The organism is Syntrophus sp. (in: bacteria), assembly GCF_040768185.1.
Taxonomy (GTDB): domain Bacteria; phylum Desulfobacterota; class Syntrophia; order Syntrophales; family Syntrophaceae; genus Syntrophus; species Syntrophus buswellii.
Genome location: NZ_JAXGNC010000006.1, coordinates 101,765 through 118,451, shown reverse-complemented (window position 1 = coordinate 118,451; position 16,687 = coordinate 101,765). Strand labels below are relative to the sequence as shown.

Here is a 16,687-nt window from a genome sequence, read left to right as displayed (position 1 = left end):
ATTCGCCGGGAAGGAGGCCGTCCATGGGGCGTTTCCTTGCCGTTCTTCTGCTGGCCGGGGCCATTCTCGGATGGATTCCGGGCTGCGGGAAAAAGGCCGACCCTGTTCCGCTGAGGATGGTCGTACCTTCCGCCGTTTCCGATCTGCGGGCGGAAAGGAGTGGGCAGGGAATTGAGCTGCGCTGGAGTGCGGACATCCCCGAAGGACGCTTCAAAATTCTGCGCAGCGAGCAGTTCCCAGATGAAGACCTCTGCGAGGGCTGTCCGCGGAATTATGTGGTGATTCAGGAGTTGAATCCCGGGGACCCGGGGCTGAAATACGAGGGAGCCGGACGCCGCTACTTATGGACCGATACCGACGTGAAGGTTGACAACAGCTATTTTTACCGGATTGTGGTATGCAACGCCCTGGGATACTGCAGCGAGCCTTCCGGGAGCGTGGCATTGCAAACGATGCAGCAGGGTGATTTAAAAGAACATGAATGACTTTCTATATGACAATCAGCAGTTGATGTGCGAGAAGGTCCCGGTTTCCCGGATTGCGGAAGAGGTGGGCACCCCCTTCTATCTCTACAGCTACGCGACGTTAAGGAATCATTTCCGCGTCTTTAAAGAGGCGTTTGCCGACGTGCCCCACATGATCTGTTTCGCCGTGAAGGCCAATTCAAACCTGGCCGTCCTCAAGGTGTTCATCGATGAGGGGGGCGGAGTGGACATTGTTTCAGGGGGGGAATTGTTCCGTGCTCTCTCGGCTGGAGTAGATCCGGGGAAAGTCGTGTATTCGGGGGTAGGGAAGCGCGTGGATGAGATTGAATACGCCCTGCGCTCGAACATCCTGATGTTCAACGTGGAATCCTGGCAGGAACTGGAGGTGATCAACCAATGCGCGCAGGGCCTCGGGCTCAGAGCGGGCATTGCTTTGAGGGTCAATCCGGATGTGGATCCAAAGACCCATCCCCATATCTCAACGGGACTCAAGGAAAACAAGTTCGGGATCGACATCGAACGCTCTCTGGAGACGTACCGCCTGGCGAACTCTCTGAAGCATGTCGATATCAAGGGAGTGAGCTGCCATATCGGTTCCCAGGTGACCCGCCTGTCCCCGTTTGTCGAAGCCCTGGATCGTCTTTCCGGTCTGGTGCGCCAACTCAAAGAGGAGGGTTTCGACATCCGCTATATTGACCTGGGGGGAGGGCTTGGCATTACCTACGATTCGGAGACGCCTCCTCACCCTTCGGAATACGCGGAAGCGGTTTTGTCGGCCGCCCGGGACCTGGATTGCACCTTCATCTTCGAACCGGGAAGAGTCATTGTCGGCAATGCGGGAATTCTCGTCACGAAAGTCCTCTACACGAAAAGTACGGACAATAAAAACTTCATCATCGTGGACGCAGGGATGAACGATCTCGTCCGACCGAGCCTCTACAACTCGTTTCATGCAATCCGGCCGGTTGCCTTGGACAACAGGAAGGAAATTGTGGCCGATGTGGTCGGTCCCATCTGCGAATCCGGAGATTATCTTGCCAAGGCGAGAAAAATAGCCTCTTTCGAGAGAGGCGACCTGCTGGCTGTTTTCAGCGCCGGAGCCTACGGTTTCACCATGGCTTCCAATTACAATTCGCGGCCGAGAATTCCGGAGATCATGGTGCGGGAGGATCGGTATCATATCATTCGTAAGCGGGAGACTTATGCCGATTTGATATCCCATGAGGAAATCCCGCCGTTTCTGATCAAACAGCCAGGGTAATCCTGAAAAAAAAGGGAGGCGGACAGGAGGAATATGTTCAAAGGAGCGATTGTTGCGATTGTGACGCCGTTCAAGAATGGCGAAGTTGATGAGCAAGCGTTGAGGGAGCTGATCGAGTTCCAGATCGAATCGGGAACGGATGGTATCGTCCCCTGCGGAACTACCGGGGAATCGGCGACACTTTCTCATGCCGAGCATGACCGGGTTATCGAGATCACCATTGACGCCGTGAAAAAGCGGGTTCCTGTCATTGCGGGAACGGGCTCCAACAGCACGGCGGAGGCCATGAGATTGACCCGGCACGCCCACGAGGCCGGCGCCGACGGCGCACTGGTGGTGGCACCATACTATAACCGGCCGAGCCAGGAAGGGTTGTATCAGCATTATAAGACCCTGGCTGAGAGCGTCCCCATGCCCATCGTCCCCTATAACATTCCCAGCCGCACAGGAGTGAACATTCTTCCGGAAACCGTGGCCCGGCTGGCGAAAATCGACAACATCGTGGGGGTCAAGGAAGCCTCGGGCTCTCTGAAGCAGATGAATGAAGTGATTCAGCTCTGCGACAGCACCTTTTCCGTTCTATCGGGAGACGATTTCTTTACGCTTCCCCTGTTGACGCTGGGAGGAAAGGGCGTCATCTCCGTGATTTCCAATGTCGCCCCGGCGGATATGGCAGGGCTCGTGGACGCCTTTGAAGCCGGAGACCTGAAAAAAGCCCGGGAGCTGCACGACCGGATGGTTTCCCTGATTGATGCCCTGTTCCTTGAGACCAATCCGGTCCCGGTCAAAGCGGCATTGGCAATGATGGGAAAAATGTCGGCTGACGTCCGTCTTCCTCTGTGCCGGATGTCGGAGGGGAATCTGGAAAGGCTGAGGCAGGCCATGCGCCATTACCGCCTCATTGCCTAGCAGCACAAGCCGTTGGATACGTTAATGAAATTCGCGATTTCTGTCCCGTGACGGGAATCGGCATGGCAGGGAGTGGAATCCATGGTGAAAGCCGTTGTGACCGGTGCCGGTGGACGAATGGGAGGCCGGATAATCAGTTTAATGGAGGCCGAGGAGGGGATCGATCTGGCGGCCGCCGTTGAAAGAGGGGATCATCCTGCAATCGGGCGGGATGTGAGTGAAATCCTGGGACTGGGAAAGCGGGGGGTTGCTATCGAGAGCGATTTTTCCGACTGCGTATCCCGGGGGGATGTCGCCATCGACTTTACGAGCCACGCGGCCTCGCTGCAGAATCTCCGATTCGCCGTACAGCATGGGAAGCCCATGGTCATAGGCAGCACGGGTTTTTCCCCGGAGGAGATGGAGGAAATCCGGGATTTAACCGGGAACGTCCCCTGTGTCCTTGCCCCCAACATGAGTGTGGGCGTCAATGTCCTGTTCAAGGTGATCAGGACGGTGGCGGAAATACTCGGTGACGACTATGATGTGGAAATCCTGGAGGCCCATCACCACTTGAAGAAAGATGCGCCCAGCGGGACAGCCATGAAAATGGCCCACATCATTGCAGAGGCGTTGGGCCGCGATCTGGACGAAGTGGGGATCTATGAGCGAAAAGGGCTCATCGGAGAGCGTCCGCGGAGGGAAATCGGGATCCAGACCCTGAGGGCCGGAGACATCGTGGGTGAACACACGGTCCTTTTCGGCGCCGTCGGTGAGAGGCTGGAATTGATCCATCGCGCCCACAGCAGGGACAACTTCGCCAAGGGGGCCATTCGGGCGGCGAAGTGGGTGGTTGAGCAGAAACCCGGGCTCTATGACATGCAGGATGTCCTCGGGCTCAGGACGTAGAAAATCCGGGAAAACGAACTAAGTAGCGTAACCGTGGGGCAGGCGGAAGAGATTCTTTTGGAAGAGACCTCGGGGGTCATCTGTTATATCGGGATCGGCTCAAACCGGGAAGGGCCTGTGGGGCAGTGCCTGGAGGCCGTCAGGCGCATTGGTGACGTGAGCGGCGTTAAATATTTGCGCTGCTCATCGCTGTACAGGACCGAACCCGTCGGATTGAAAGACCAGGATGATTACGTCAACGCCGTTGTCGAGGTGAGGAGCGTCCTGAGCGCCAGGGAGCTTCTCAACGCCCTCTCGAAGATCGAGGCCGGCATGGGGAGAATTCGAACGGCCCGCTGGGGACCACGGATCATTGATCTGGACCTTCTTCTTTACGGACAGGAGGTCATTCAGGAAAGCGATCTCGTCATTCCCCACCCGGAACTTCATCGAAGACGGTTTGTTCTTGTTCCTCTCAACGAACTGGCATCCTATGTCATCCATCCGGGCTTCGGGGTGTCCATCCGGGGATTGATGAAGAGGCTTCAGGACGAAAGCAGAGTGGAACGTATCGTACAGGGTTGAATTGACAGCATGATTTTTCGTTTTCTTTTTTTTGTCGTTGTTGCTTATCTTCTTTACCGGCTCACAAAGGGCCTGCTGGGCACTGCATCCAGAAAGAAGCCTCAGGTAAGCCACTCTCTCGACGGACGAATCATTCAAGGGGGGGATCTCGTTCAGGACCCTTACTGTAAAACGTACATCCCCGAAAAGGATGCCTATAAAGGGACTCTCAACGGGGTCACCTTGAATTTTTGCAGTGAAGCCTGTTTCAAAAAATATGAAAGGATTCAGAAGAAAGAATCCTGAAAGGAAATGCCATGAAATTTTTTATCGATACGGCGAACATCCGTGAAATTGAGGAAGGCCTGAGCCTGGGAATGGTGGATGGCGTAACCACCAATCCATCCCTGATCGCCAGGGAGAAAAAGCCTTTCAAAAACGTCGTCGCAGAAATTCTGGAGAGGGTCAGTGGACCGGTCAGCCTCGAAGTTGTGGGGCTGAAAGCGGAGGAGATGGTTGAAGAGGGGAAAAAGCTGGCCAAGCTGGGTGAGCAGGTGGTGATCAAAGTTCCTATGACCACGGAGGGGTTGAAGGCAACCAAGATCCTGTCGTCAGAGGGGATCTCCGTAAACCAGACCCTCGTCTTCTCGCCGGTTCAGGCCTTGATGGCGGCCAAGGCCGGCGCCTCCTATGTCAGCCCCTTTGTGGGCAGGCTCGATGATGCAGCCCATAACGGCATGGATATTGTAGAACAGATTCTAGCCATCTATGATTGCTACGGGTTTGATACGGAAGTCATTGTGGCCAGCATCCGCCATCCCCGCCATGTTCTTGAAGGGGCGCTTATGGGAGCCGATATTGCGACCATACCCTTCAAGGTCATCGAACAGCTTGCAAAGCATCCCTTGACGGACAAGGGCATCGAATTGTTTCTCGCGGATTGGAAAAAGGTTGTTAAACTTGAAAAATAGGAAAGCCCCGTTTTGCCAGAGCATTAGATGACTATCTCGCAGAAAAAAATGAATCGACATCCACTGATTTCATCGGGGGAGAAAATCTTCAATCTGCCCAACATCATCACCATGGGGAGGATCGGTTTTATTCCGGTCCTCTTTTTCCTTCTGATGGACCCGGGTTTGACGTGGAGCCTGGTGATTGCATTCTGTTTTGTTGCCGCGGCGCTGACGGACCTCCTGGATGGCTATCTGGCGAGAAAGTATGAAATTGTCACAAAAATGGGCCAGTTCCTGGATCCTATTGCAGACAAGCTCATCGTGAATACGGCCATGATTCTCATGATTCCCATCGGCCGCATCCCTGCGTGGGCTGTAGCGATTACGATCATTCGGGATATTGCCGTAGACGGCATGCGCAGCATAGCCTCCGGGGAGGGACTTGTGATTGACGCCAGCTCCCTGGGAAAGAAAAAGACCCTCTGCCAGACCGTGGCCGTAACCGCTTTGATTATTCACTATCCATTTCTGGGAATCGACGCCCATGCCGTGGGCATGGTAATCCTCTATATTGCCCTTTTCTTTACGGTATATTCCGGCTTGGATTACTTTATCAAGTTCTATCACAGTACCTCATGGGGCAGGGAATAGGGGTGCCGGTAAGATTTCTATTGACAAAACAGGCCATCTATTATATTCAGGCCACCATTGCTGGGATTGAGGAAGCGGGCGTAACTCAGCGGTAGAGTGCCACCTTGCCAAGGTGGACGTCGACGGTTCGAATCCGTTCGCCCGCTCCATTTTTTTACGGCGGCATAGCCAAGTGGTAAGGCAGCGGTCTGCAAAACCGTTATACTCCGGTTCAAATCCGGATGCCGCCTCCATTTTAAGGGAAAATCGGGCGTGTGTTTTCACACGCCTTTTTATTTTCTTAAGAACGCCTTCCATTCCAGATGACGGGGATTTCCATGAAGCCCTCCAGGTCGTCCCCCTCTTCGTCAACTTCCCACGATTGTCCTGAGCCTGGTTTCACGTTCCCGAAATCCATCGGTACCGTTCAACCGTTCCCAGGGGGAAGCATCCGCCCTGCAGGGCTCCGAGAGGATCCGCGGCCTTAGAATTTCCGGCACTGCCGCCGGGCGGACCGGAAAGTCCGGGAGCCATTCATCAAGGAGAGACAATGCCGTTTGACAATCTCGAAAAGAGAAAGTAATTAGATGGCCTGTGACAGGCATGCAGGAATTCGGTTTGTCCCGGGGGAAAGGAGCAGACAATGGAGATTGTGGTCAAATCGGGCAAAATATCCGAGACGGGGAGCGAAGTATTCGTGCTGACTTTTTTTGACGGCGAGGAAGGGCTGAGCGGAGCGGCAAAACATCTCGATGAGATGTACGCCGGCAGGATCGATCGCATGATCCGGGAAGGAGATTTCCAGGGGCGTCTCCATCAGGTTTCCCTGCTGTATCCAGGCGGGGAACCGCCGATCCGGAGAATCCTTCTTCTGGGGTTGGGGGAGAAAAAGGCCTTTGATCTGGAAAGACTGCGCGGGGCCTTTGCCAAGGCGGCCCAGTATCTCCGCGGCATCAATATAAAAACGATGACGTCCTTTGTCGATTTTAAAAAATGGTCCGGTGAACGTTTCTCTTTTGAAGAGCTTACCGAGGCCATTGTTGAAGGAGTTCTTCTGGGCCTGTATCAGTTTACGCCTTTCAAGACCCTGGAGCGGGATAAGATCAAGGAATTCGAAGCGTTCACGCTCGTAGAAGAGCAGAAGAAGAACCTTCCCGCCGTACGGAAAGCGGCCCGACAAGCCGAAAGGATTGCCGGGGCTGTCTCCTTTGCCCGCGATCTGGTTTCCGCTCCGGCAAACGAGATGACGCCGGGAATCCTGGCTGACAAAGCCGTTGAAATGGCCATGTCCCGTCCCAGGATCAAGGCGGAGGTCCTTGACGAACGGCAGATGGAGGAAGCGGGAATGCATGCGCATCTTGCCGTTGCCAGGGGCAGTCATGAGCCGCCCCGCTTCATCATCCTCACGTATAAAGGGGTGGAGGGTCTGAAGGAAACGATCGTCCTGGTCGGCAAGGGAATCACCTTTGACAGCGGCGGCATCAGCCTGAAACCCGCTGAAAATATGGGTGAGATGAAATCGGACATGGCTGGAGCCGCCGCAGTGATCGCTGCCGTCCGGGCGGCGGCGGATCTGGAATTGCCGGTTCATATCGTCGCTCTCATCCCCGCCACCGAGAATCTTCCCGGCGGGCGGGCCTACCGGCCCGGTGATGTCCTGACATCCCTTTCGGGAAAAACGATAGAGGTGATCTCCACCGATGCGGAAGGGCGCTTGATCCTGGCCGATGCCCTTGCCTACGCCGGAAGGTATCAGCCCGGGGCGATCGTGGATTTGGCTACGCTGACGGGAGCCTGTGTCGTCGCCCTGGGAAAGGTCGCCATCGGAATGTTCGGGACGGATTTCGCCCTGAAGAAGGAACTGGCCGCTGCGGGAGAAGCCACGGGTGAGCGGGTATGGGAATTGCCGCTTTGGGATGACTACCTTGAACTGATCAAGAGCGACATTGCCGATTACAAAAATACGGGCGGACGCTATGGCGGCGCCATTACCGCGGCCATGTTCCTCAGCCGGTTCGCCGGGGATTACCCTTGGGTGCATCTTGATATCGCCGGCCCCGCCTGGCTGGACAAAGGCCGGCCCTACGTCCCGAAAGGGGCATCCGGCGTCGGCGTCCGTCTTCTGATTTCATGGCTGAGGAACCGGAAGGGAACCCGTTGATGCTCCTTCTTCCGGAGAAGACAGACCGCCCTTCGGGGACGGTCCTTTAACGATGTGCGGGAAAGGAAGCGGCGGAGACAGGGCATGCCCCAGCTTTTAAAGGTTGAACATCTGTCTGCAGTCTTTGAAACCTCCCAGGGGGTCATTCGAGCGGTCGATGGGGCGGACCTGGAGCTTCAAAAAGGGGAAACGCTCGGCATCGTAGGAGAATCGGGATGCGGCAAGAGCGCCCTGGCTCTGTCGATCATGCGTCTTCTTCCTTCCCCTCCCGGAAGAATCGTTTCCGGTTCCGTGTTTTTTGCAGGGCGCGACCTTCTGCTTCTTGGCAGCGAGGAAATGCGCCGGGTCCGTGGGCGGGACATCAGCATGATTTTCCAGGAGCCGATGACGTCGCTGAACCCCGTCCTCCGGGTTGGCGATCAGATTGCCGAAGTTACGCGCCTTCACCGTCAGGAGAGCAAAAGGGAGTCACGGGATCACGCCGTGGAAATGCTGCACCTGGTGGGCATTCCCGATCCGGAAAAGCGCGTTCGGGACTATCCTCACCAATTGAGCGGGGGAATGCGGCAGAGGATCATGATTGCCATGGCCATGGCCTGCAATCCCCGGCTGCTGATCGCCGATGAGCCGACAACGGCCCTGGATGTGACGATTCAGGCCCAGATTCTTGATCTTATCGAACGCCTGAAATCGGAAAACGAAATGTCCGTTATTCTGATTACCCATAACCTGGGCATTGTCGCCGACACGGCACAGCAGGCTGTTGTCATGTATGCGGGATGGGTGGTTGAAAAGGCGCCGGTCAGGGAGCTGTTTTCTTCTCCCCTGCATCCCTACACGAAAGGGCTGATGCGCTCCCTGCCCAGGCCGGAAAGGGATTACGATCGATCCGCCTTACTCCCCGTCATTCCCGGGGGGGTCCCCGATCTCTACCTCCTTCCGCCGGGATGCCGCTTCCAGGATCGGTGCGGGCGGGTCATGAAGCTCTGCCGGCAGAGGGAACCGAGCCTGCTGGAGGTGAGCCACGGCCATGCCGTCCGCTGCTGGCTGTATCATCCGGAAACCCAGGCGGACCAGCCGGCGGGAGCTCCGGGAAGGGCTGAGAGAGGATACGAAGCAGGACTGAACGGCCATCATCATGGATAACAGAAATCCGTCTGGACATTCGAATAAAGGGGAGGCGCTGCTTGAAGTCATCGGGGCCAAGAAGATCTTTACCGTCCAGCGGGAGATTTTCAGCCGGGAACCGATCAGGATCCACGCCCTCAACGGGGTGAGCCTGACGCTCTTCAAGGGGGAGACGCTGGGGCTGGTTGGTGAAAGCGGCTGCGGCAAGTCAACCCTGGGACGCCTGATCATGCATCTGGAAAAGCCGACCGAGGGCCGGATCTTGTTTGGCGGGCAGGACATCCTCGCCTATGGACGGCAGGAATTGAAGGGTTATTTTCGAAGGGTTCAGCTGATCTTTCAAGACCCTCAGGCCTCGCTCAATCCACGCAAAACCGCCGGGGACGCCATAGGGGAGCCGCTGATCATTCACCGCGTCATGCACGGGGAGGAAATCCGGGAGCGGGTTTCCGTACTGCTGGAAACGGTGGGGCTGGCGAAGGATTCCATAGACCGCTATCCGCATGAATTCAGCGGGGGGCAGCGTCAACGGATCGGCATAGCCAGGGCCCTTGCCCTGCAGCCGGAGTTGATCATCGCCGACGAACCCGTGTCAGCCCTTGATGTATCCGTGCAGGCCCAGATATTGAACCTTCTGAAGGAACTTCAGCAGTCCTTTGGCTTGACGTATCTCTTCATCACGCATGATCTCGCCGTCGTCCGGCACATGAGCGACAGGATTGCCGTCATGTACCTGGGGCGAATCGTCGAGCTGGCGGAAAACCGGGAACTTTACAGCCGTCCGCTCCATCCGTACACACGGGTCCTTTTTGCCGCCATTCCGGGACTGTATCCGGGCAAGCCGCATCGGCGGATCCTTCGGGAGGACCCAGCGGCCCGGTTCACAACGTCCGCGGGCTGCCCCTTTTATCCGAGATGCCCTGAACGCATCGACCCCTGCAAGGATTCGAACCCGGAACTGCGTGAACGGCTTCCCGGGCATTTTGTGGCCTGTCATTTAGACATTGGACAGCACCCTGTTCAATGAGGAGGAAGAAGGAGCTTTTTATGAAAGAGGACACCGTTTTTTTCCCTTCAGGGAATTTGCAGCTGGAAGGTTCCTATGCTGAAAATGCCGGAGACAGGGGGGGCGTGGTTTGTCATCCCCACCCGCAGATGGGAGGTTCAATGGACAACAATGTTGTGGAATCCCTGGTTGCGGCCTTGTTCTTCAAGGGGTATTCGACTCTGAGATTCAATTTCCGCGGTGTGGGCCGCAGCGAAGGGGCTTACGGCAACGGGATCGGCGAACAGGAGGATATCGGGGGGGCCGTATCCTGGCTGAGGAACAAGGGGAAAGGCGATATTCTGCCTGCTGGATATTCCTTTGGCGCCTGGGTCGGAGCGAAATGGCTGGCCAATCATGACGGCGTGCGCCCCGCCGTGCTCATTGCACCCCCCATCAATCTGCTGGATTTTGATTTTTCCTCCCTTGCCGGCAAGATAGGACTTGTGGTCTGTGGCGGGAGGGACCCGTTCTGCGCCCATGAGCGGATGAGGGATATGGCGCGACAGATAAACTGTCGCTTTGAGCTTATTCATGACGCGGACCACTTCTTTTTTGGCGACGAATCGAAGCTGATCGCTGTTTTGGATGACTTTCTGAACCACGAAGGACATGAAAAATAGCGAATTCGGCGAAATGCTTCATTTCACCGGACGGATCCGACCTCCCGCAAAGCGTAAAACCCCGCAAATCGTAACGTCCTGAATTGCCTTGATCCTCTCGTACCGCATGGAGCGGATTGATGCTTCGCATCTATCCGCCTTTCAGGCCCGTCCTGGATCGGCGTCCCCCCAAAAATACTGGAATTATTATTGCAAGTCTTCCGTGGAATCACAACTATTCCGATCACCATTTTTACATATTAATGACAATCGCATTAAAAATTTGCCGGAGACACATGAATATGACTGAAAGCGTTCGGGAGAGAAGTATCTGTAATAATAACGCCTTATGTGACAGTCGTTTGCAGGTGGAAGAAATGGGACCATCCTGGCTATTCAGACATAACAACCTGATCCGGGACGTCATGTCCGGAGAATACATCAAAAAGCAGAAACTGACCAATATTATCAACCACATTCACTTCAAAGGGGATCCCCTTTATGCGCTCCTGAAGCATCCCCAGTACAATGAAGAAATTCTGGTCAAGGTTCATCCCGAGCCCTGCCTCGGTGACGAAGTGGTATGCCGCTGGGATTCGGAATACGAAGGATACCGGCTGGAGAGATATCATTTTGAATATCTGGTCATCAACCATGATCAGTCCATCATCCTTGCCAGACCGAGGAAACTTACCACCAATGATGGCGGATTAACGATGCAGCTCCCCGACTCCAGCCCCATCACGAGCAAACGGCAGGTTCCGCGCTTTCAATGCCATCAGATCAAGGTCGAATTGATGCAAAACGGCTTTCAGGCCACGGGAGAACTGGTTGATTTCAGTGCCCATGCCTTTCGCCTCCGCCTCAAGACGGGACTGTCGGCCCTGTTTTACTGGTTCAAGAGCGATGTGCCGGCCAGCATCAGACTGTTCAACGAACACGGCGTCTTCTACTCGGCAACCTGCCGCCATATCTACCAGCAGCAAAGCGTTGCCGGTGTTGAAATTGTCGTCAGTCCCATCCAGGTTGAAGATGAACAGCATGAAGAGAGGGTGATCCGGAATCACCGCACGCATAAATTACCATCGATTTCGGCCATCTTCGAGCATCCCTTCATGGGCAAAACCTTCCAGCGCAAAATTATCGATATTTCCACCTCGGGCTTCGCCATCAGCGACAAGTCCGATGCGGCCGTTCTGATCCCGGGATTGATCATCCCGAAAATGACGATCAGTTACGCCGGGCTTTTGAAGATTCACTGCAAGGCGCAGGTCATTTACCGCAAGGACGAATCATCGGTCCGTTTCGGGGTAGCGATACTGGACATGGGGATTGAGGACTACAATAAATTGAATCAGCTGTTGAACAATTTCCCCACAGACGATGAAGACATGATCAACGAGGTGGATACGGAACAGCTCTGGGATCTGCTGTTTGACAGCAATTTTATCTATCCGGCAAAATACCAGCATATCCAGGCGTTCCGAGAGAATTTTCAGGATACTTACAGAAAGCTCTACAGTGACTGTCCTGCCATCGCCAAGCATTTCACCTATCAGAAGGATGGGCGGATCTACAGCCATATCTCTCTGCTTAGGGCCTATGAAAAAGCCTGGATGGTGCACCACCATGCCGCAAGGACGATGGACGGCAGCCCGACGGGCCTGATCGTTCTGAAGCAGATGATCTCCTACCTTTACGATCTGAGGCGCTACCCGTCGGCCATGCTCGACTATTTCATCTGTTATTTCCGCCCTGGAAATAAGTTTACCGATAGGATATACACGGGTTTTGCAAAAGGAAAATTCAATCCGCGGGTCTGTTCCCTCGATCTTTTCTCCTACATCACTCATTCGGTCGGCGATGTGACGTTGCAGATGCCCGAGGGCTGGTCCGTGCGGGAATGCTGCAAGTCCGATCTGTGGGAACTTGAGCAGTTTTACATGCACCATTCCGGCGGAATGCTCTGCGATGTGCTGGACATGAAGAATCACAAGCAGCATTCCCTCGAAAACATCTATGCGCAGCAGGGTTTGCACCGAAAATGGCAGGCCATGGCATTGCATCATGCCGGTGAGCTCAAGGCTGTGATCATCAAGGAGGAGTCCGATGTGGCCATTAATCTGTCGGACCTTCTCAACGGCTTCAAAGTGTTTGTCATCGACCCTGAGACTCCGATGGATGCAATCCTCGCAGCCGTTGAGAACATTACCAGGGTGAAATCGGCGGAATCATATCCCTTGCTTATTTATCCGGCGGATTATACAAAGGACAAAGACGTGAATGCTGAGAAAGATTACATCATGTGGATCCTCAATGCACAGTATGCCAATGAATTTATCGAATATATCATGAAAAGATTCCGGATGATCATCACCTAGAAACCGATGGACGCAAACCTGTACAACAGTCGAGTCATTATTACCTTTCTCGAATATCTTCGGGAAAGGCGTCCCGATATTGACATCGAAGGCATTCTCAAGGATTCCGGGATCTCCTCTTACGAACTGGAGGATGAGGGGCACTGGCTGACGCAGAGGCAGGTGGATGGATTCCACGACGCCCTCATGGAAAGGACGCAGGACGCGACGATCTTTCGCGAAGCCGGGCGCTTCATGTCGGCCTCCAAGTCCGCCAAGGCGATCCGTCAGTTCATTCTGGCCTTTCTCTCACCCATCCAGGCCTATTTCATGCTCGGCAAAATCGCCTCCTATCTCAACCGCGGCACCACTTTTCATATCCGGAAGATCCGGCGGAACACCGTAGAAATCATCACGACGATCAATGAAGGCGTTCATGAACGGCCTTACCAGTGTGAAAACCGCATGGGCAGCCTTGAAGCTGTCGCTGAGATTTTTACGGGCAAACTGCCGATTCTTGAACATACGGAATGCCTGCATCGAGGAAGCGGGCAGTGCCGTTACGTCGTAACCTGGCAGGAACCCAGGTACATGAAATGGTGGCGCTGGCGGAATTATCTCATGATCCTTTCCATCCTCGCCATTGCAGGGTGCTCGTTCCTTTTCCCCTCCCTGAAACTGGCTGCCTTCATCGCCCTGCCGGCGGTTACCGTGATTGTAGGCATCGCCTTCTATTCCCAGTATCTTGAGAAAAAAGACATCTATGAGAGGACGGAAAGGCAGGGTGATGCGGCAAACCGCCTGCTCGATCAGATCACCATCAGTTACAACAATGCGCTTCTGGTTCAGGAAATCGGCCAGGCCGTCTCAAACATCATGGATGTCGACAGCCTGTTGAAGTTTGTCATGGAGACGCTGCAGAAGAGGCTTAAGTTCGACCGCGGCATGATCATGCTTACCAGTCCGGACAGGACGAGGCTTATCTATGCAAGCGGATACGGTTACAGCTCAGAAATTGAAGCCGTGCTTCAGAAGACTCAGTTCCATCTGGACAAGCCGGATTCCAGGGGCCCATTCGTTGTTGCGTTCAGAGAGCAGCACCCCATCTTCGTAAATGATATCAAAGACATTAAAAATGATATCTCAGTGAGAAGCCGGGATTTTGTTGAAGCCCTGGCCGTCAACTCCTTCATTTGCGTTCCCATCATCTATGAGGGAAAATCGGAAGGCGTCCTGGCTGTTGACAATTACCGTTCCCACAGGCCTCACAATCAAAGCGAAGTGAACCTTCTCATGGGCATCGCGCCGCAGATAGGGATCAGCATCAACAACGCCAAATCTCTCCGCAAGATCAAGGAAAGTGAAGAGCGGTTTCGAAACCTCAGCGAAAACTCTCCGGACATCATCTACACTACAGACAACGGCGGATTCATTACCTATATTAACCCGGTGGCGGAAGAAATCCTGGGGTACGCGACGCAGGAAATGATGGGGCGCTTTTTTTCGGAATTTGCCATGGCCGACGGTGGGAAGACCTTCAACCAGTTTTTTGACCGCGTGTGGCAGGGAAAAGAAACGATCAAGAACATGGAGGCCAAACTTCTGGCCAAAAATGGAAAAGAGCGGCTGTTTTACATGAGCGGCGCCCCAAACTTGAACGCCATGGGAGAGATGATGGGCGTCGTGGGGATTTTGAAGGATATTACCGAGCAGAGAAAGCTGGAACAGCAGCTTCACCATGCTTCGAGAATGAACGCCATCGGTCGCTTGACAGGGGGCATCGCCCATGACTTCAACAATATCCTGCAGGCGATTAATGCATACAACGAACGGTTGACCATGCGCAAAAGCGATGGCGATCCGGAGCTGAAGTATCTGATCAACATCAAGGAATTGATCAAGAGGGCAACGGACCTCGTCGGGCAGCTTCTCATTTTCAGCAGGAAGGCCGACAGCAAACTGGAGCCGATCGATATCAATGCGGAAATTCGAAAATTTTACGAGCTTCTCATAAACACGCTGCCGAAAAAGATTGATGTGGAGCTGGATCTGGACGAGCCTCTTCACACCATAAACGGGGATTCCGCTCAATTGGGCCAGGTGATCATGAATCTCACGGTCAATGCAAAAGATGCCATGCCTGACGGCGGAAGGATACGGATCAAAACAAAAAACATCGAATTTCCCACGGCGACCTATCGAAGCAGCGTCAAGATTGACCCCGGCCGATATGCCCTGTTCTCGATTTCCGATACGGGATGCGGAATTTCCAAGGAGAACCTCGATCACATCTTCGAGCCGTTTTTTACGACCAAGGAGGCGGGAAAGGGGACGGGAATCGGGCTGTCCGTTGTTTACGGCATCGTTAAAAACCACAACGGGTTCATATTCTGCACGAGCGAACTTGGATTGGGGACGACTTACGAGATTTATTTTCCTGAGACCACCGCCACCGCCAGTGTGGAGGTGTTTGAGGAAAGGCGGGAACCCGTTAAAGCAACGGCGCTGTCCGAGGGTCAGGAAACGATCCTTCTGGTGGACGACGAGCCGGCACTTCTTGATATCGGAAAAGAACTGCTTTCCCTGCTGGGTTATTCCGTTTTGACCGCCAATTCCGGAGAAAGCGCCTTGAGTGTGATTCATGAGCAGAAAGGGGGCATCGCCCTTGTCATCCTGGATCTCATGATGCCCGGTATGGGTGGCGAGAAATGCCTCTCTGAAATACTGAAAATCGACCCCGCTATGAAGGTGCTAATCGCCAGCGGCTTTGCGGCAAGCACGAGCCAGCAGGATCTCCTCCGTGCGGGCGCGGTGGATTTTATTCAAAAACCCTATCAAATCGATTTCCTGAGCAGGAGAATCCGCTCCATTCTGGATCAGCCGGCGGCATCCTCATGAGGCCGCATCCCCTTGCATAAAATGAGCGGGGTGTATGTGAAGCGGCGCGGATCCAGGAAAAACTTTCTGAAATCGGCAATAAAGGCCTCTGCCCCTCCCGGATAGTCCTTGAAGAAACACTGCATTTTTTCCGTTCCGATTTCCACCTTTTTCAGCCAGTTAAAAACATCCGCATGACGGGCCTCACCGTAGATGAGATGATGGGCCATCAATTCAACCTCGATATTCTGATATTTCTGATCATAAAGATACGAATAGAGTTTCCGTCCGGCATACGTGTCAAAATTGAACTCGTCGTCCATGTAGGTCATGAGTTTCGGCAACAGGGCATTCATCGGTTCGGGCATTTCATAATGGCCGAGGCAGTTGTAGTCAAGGTCGATCAGGCAGAGATAGCCTTCCGGTTTGAGCAGACTCCGAAGCCGTTTGACAATTTCCGGGCTTTCCTTGCGGAAATACTCGAGGACAAACCTCACCCAGATCACATCGAACTGTCCCAGGTCATCAATCGGGGCGGTCAGATCGCATTGGACGAATTCAATGCCCGGCTTACCAGCGTGATGTTCCCGCGCGTAGGCAAGCCGTTCAGCCGAAAAATCCGCTCCGACAACGCTCCCGGTCGGGGCGACCATGGAGTGCAGGATTTCCGTGGTGATTCCCGGTCCGCATCCCAGATCCAGGACCCGCAGGCCGGCTTTTACACCACACCAAAGGGCCTGTTTCCGAACCGCATTCGCGTCGGTTTTCAGTTCCAGGCGATGGGCCTCTTCATCGTTTTCCATGAGATAAGCCTGCTTGTGCTTCATGTTGTCACCTCCGAGTCC

General features: G+C 54.3%; 14 protein-coding genes and 2 tRNA genes. 15 read left to right on the top strand and 1 reads right to left on the bottom strand.

The genetic code is table 11. From position 1 onward, the window contains the following. Positions 1 to 23 precede the first annotated feature (23 nt). From AB3175_RS08000 to AB3175_RS07930, 15 genes are all read left to right on the top strand, one after another. Positions 24 to 485, top strand: a complete 462-nt coding sequence (locus AB3175_RS08000) for a hypothetical protein (RefSeq protein ID WP_367360417.1) — start codon at positions 24 to 26, stop codon at positions 483 to 485. Further along, positions 478 to 1,746 (top strand): diaminopimelate decarboxylase, encoded by a 1,269-nt coding sequence (gene lysA / locus AB3175_RS07995; protein ID WP_367360416.1) that lies wholly within the window; start codon positions 478 to 480, stop codon positions 1,744 to 1,746. The genes AB3175_RS08000 and lysA overlap by 8 nt, the downstream gene beginning before the upstream one ends. A gap of 33 nt (positions 1,747 to 1,779) precedes the next feature. Beyond that, positions 1,780 to 2,655, top strand: a complete 876-nt coding sequence (gene dapA, locus AB3175_RS07990; RefSeq protein WP_367360415.1) for a 4-hydroxy-tetrahydrodipicolinate synthase — start codon at positions 1,780 to 1,782, stop codon at positions 2,653 to 2,655. A gap of 81 nt (positions 2,656 to 2,736) precedes the next feature. Beyond that, the gene (dapB, locus tag AB3175_RS07985) at positions 2,737 to 3,543 is read left to right on the top strand and encodes a 4-hydroxy-tetrahydrodipicolinate reductase (protein ID WP_367360414.1); all 807 of its coding nucleotides are present in this window, start codon (positions 2,737 to 2,739) and stop codon (positions 3,541 to 3,543) included. Positions 3,544 to 3,600: 57 nt separating this feature from the next. Further along, entirely contained in the window at positions 3,601 to 4,107 is a 507-nt protein-coding gene (gene folK, locus AB3175_RS07980) for a 2-amino-4-hydroxy-6-hydroxymethyldihydropteridine diphosphokinase (protein ID WP_367360413.1), read from the top strand. A gap of 296 nt (positions 4,108 to 4,403) precedes the next feature. Next, on the top strand, positions 4,404 to 5,057 hold the full coding sequence (fsa, locus tag AB3175_RS07975; protein WP_367360412.1) for a fructose-6-phosphate aldolase: 654 nt from the start codon (positions 4,404 to 4,406) through the stop codon (positions 5,055 to 5,057). 48 nt (positions 5,058 to 5,105) lie between these two features. Next, complete coding sequence (pgsA, locus tag AB3175_RS07970) at positions 5,106 to 5,690, top strand: CDP-diacylglycerol--glycerol-3-phosphate 3-phosphatidyltransferase (protein ID WP_367360411.1); 585 nt, start codon at positions 5,106 to 5,108, stop codon at positions 5,688 to 5,690. Positions 5,691 to 5,764: 74 nt separating this feature from the next. Continuing rightward, positions 5,765 to 5,839 (top strand) — tRNA-Gly (locus AB3175_RS07965). Positions 5,840 to 5,848: 9 nt separating this feature from the next. Further along, positions 5,849 to 5,923 (top strand) — tRNA-Cys (locus tag AB3175_RS07960). 389 nt (positions 5,924 to 6,312) lie between these two features. After that, positions 6,313 to 7,830 (top strand): leucyl aminopeptidase, encoded by a 1,518-nt coding sequence (locus AB3175_RS07955; protein WP_367360410.1) that lies wholly within the window; start codon positions 6,313 to 6,315, stop codon positions 7,828 to 7,830. Between the two features lie 84 nt (positions 7,831 to 7,914). Beyond that, a complete protein-coding gene (locus tag AB3175_RS07950; RefSeq protein ID WP_367360409.1) occupies positions 7,915 to 8,976 on the top strand; it encodes an ABC transporter ATP-binding protein in 1,062 nt (353 codons plus the stop codon). Further along, on the top strand, positions 8,969 to 9,985 hold the full coding sequence (locus AB3175_RS07945) for an ABC transporter ATP-binding protein (RefSeq protein ID WP_367360408.1): 1,017 nt from the start codon (positions 8,969 to 8,971) through the stop codon (positions 9,983 to 9,985). The genes AB3175_RS07950 and AB3175_RS07945 overlap by 8 nt, the downstream gene beginning before the upstream one ends. Positions 9,986 to 10,005: 20 nt before the next feature. Continuing rightward, positions 10,006 to 10,626, top strand: coding sequence for an alpha/beta hydrolase (locus AB3175_RS07940; RefSeq protein WP_367360407.1), 621 nt, complete (start codon positions 10,006 to 10,008; stop codon positions 10,624 to 10,626). A 356-nt stretch (positions 10,627 to 10,982) separates the two neighbouring features. Beyond that, a complete protein-coding gene (locus AB3175_RS07935) occupies positions 10,983 to 12,986 on the top strand; it encodes a PilZ domain-containing protein (RefSeq protein WP_367360406.1) in 2,004 nt (667 codons plus the stop codon). 6 nt (positions 12,987 to 12,992) lie between these two features. Next, positions 12,993 to 15,863, top strand: coding sequence for a PAS domain S-box protein (locus AB3175_RS07930; RefSeq protein WP_367360405.1), 2,871 nt, complete (start codon positions 12,993 to 12,995; stop codon positions 15,861 to 15,863). Here AB3175_RS07930 and AB3175_RS07925 read toward each other — a convergent pair. After that, on the bottom strand, positions 15,842 to 16,669 hold the full coding sequence (locus AB3175_RS07925; protein ID WP_367360404.1) for a class I SAM-dependent methyltransferase: 828 nt from the start codon (positions 16,667 to 16,669) through the stop codon (positions 15,842 to 15,844). The two genes, AB3175_RS07930 and AB3175_RS07925, sit on opposite strands and share 22 nt — an antisense overlap. Between the last annotated feature and the right edge of the window lie 18 nt (positions 16,670 to 16,687).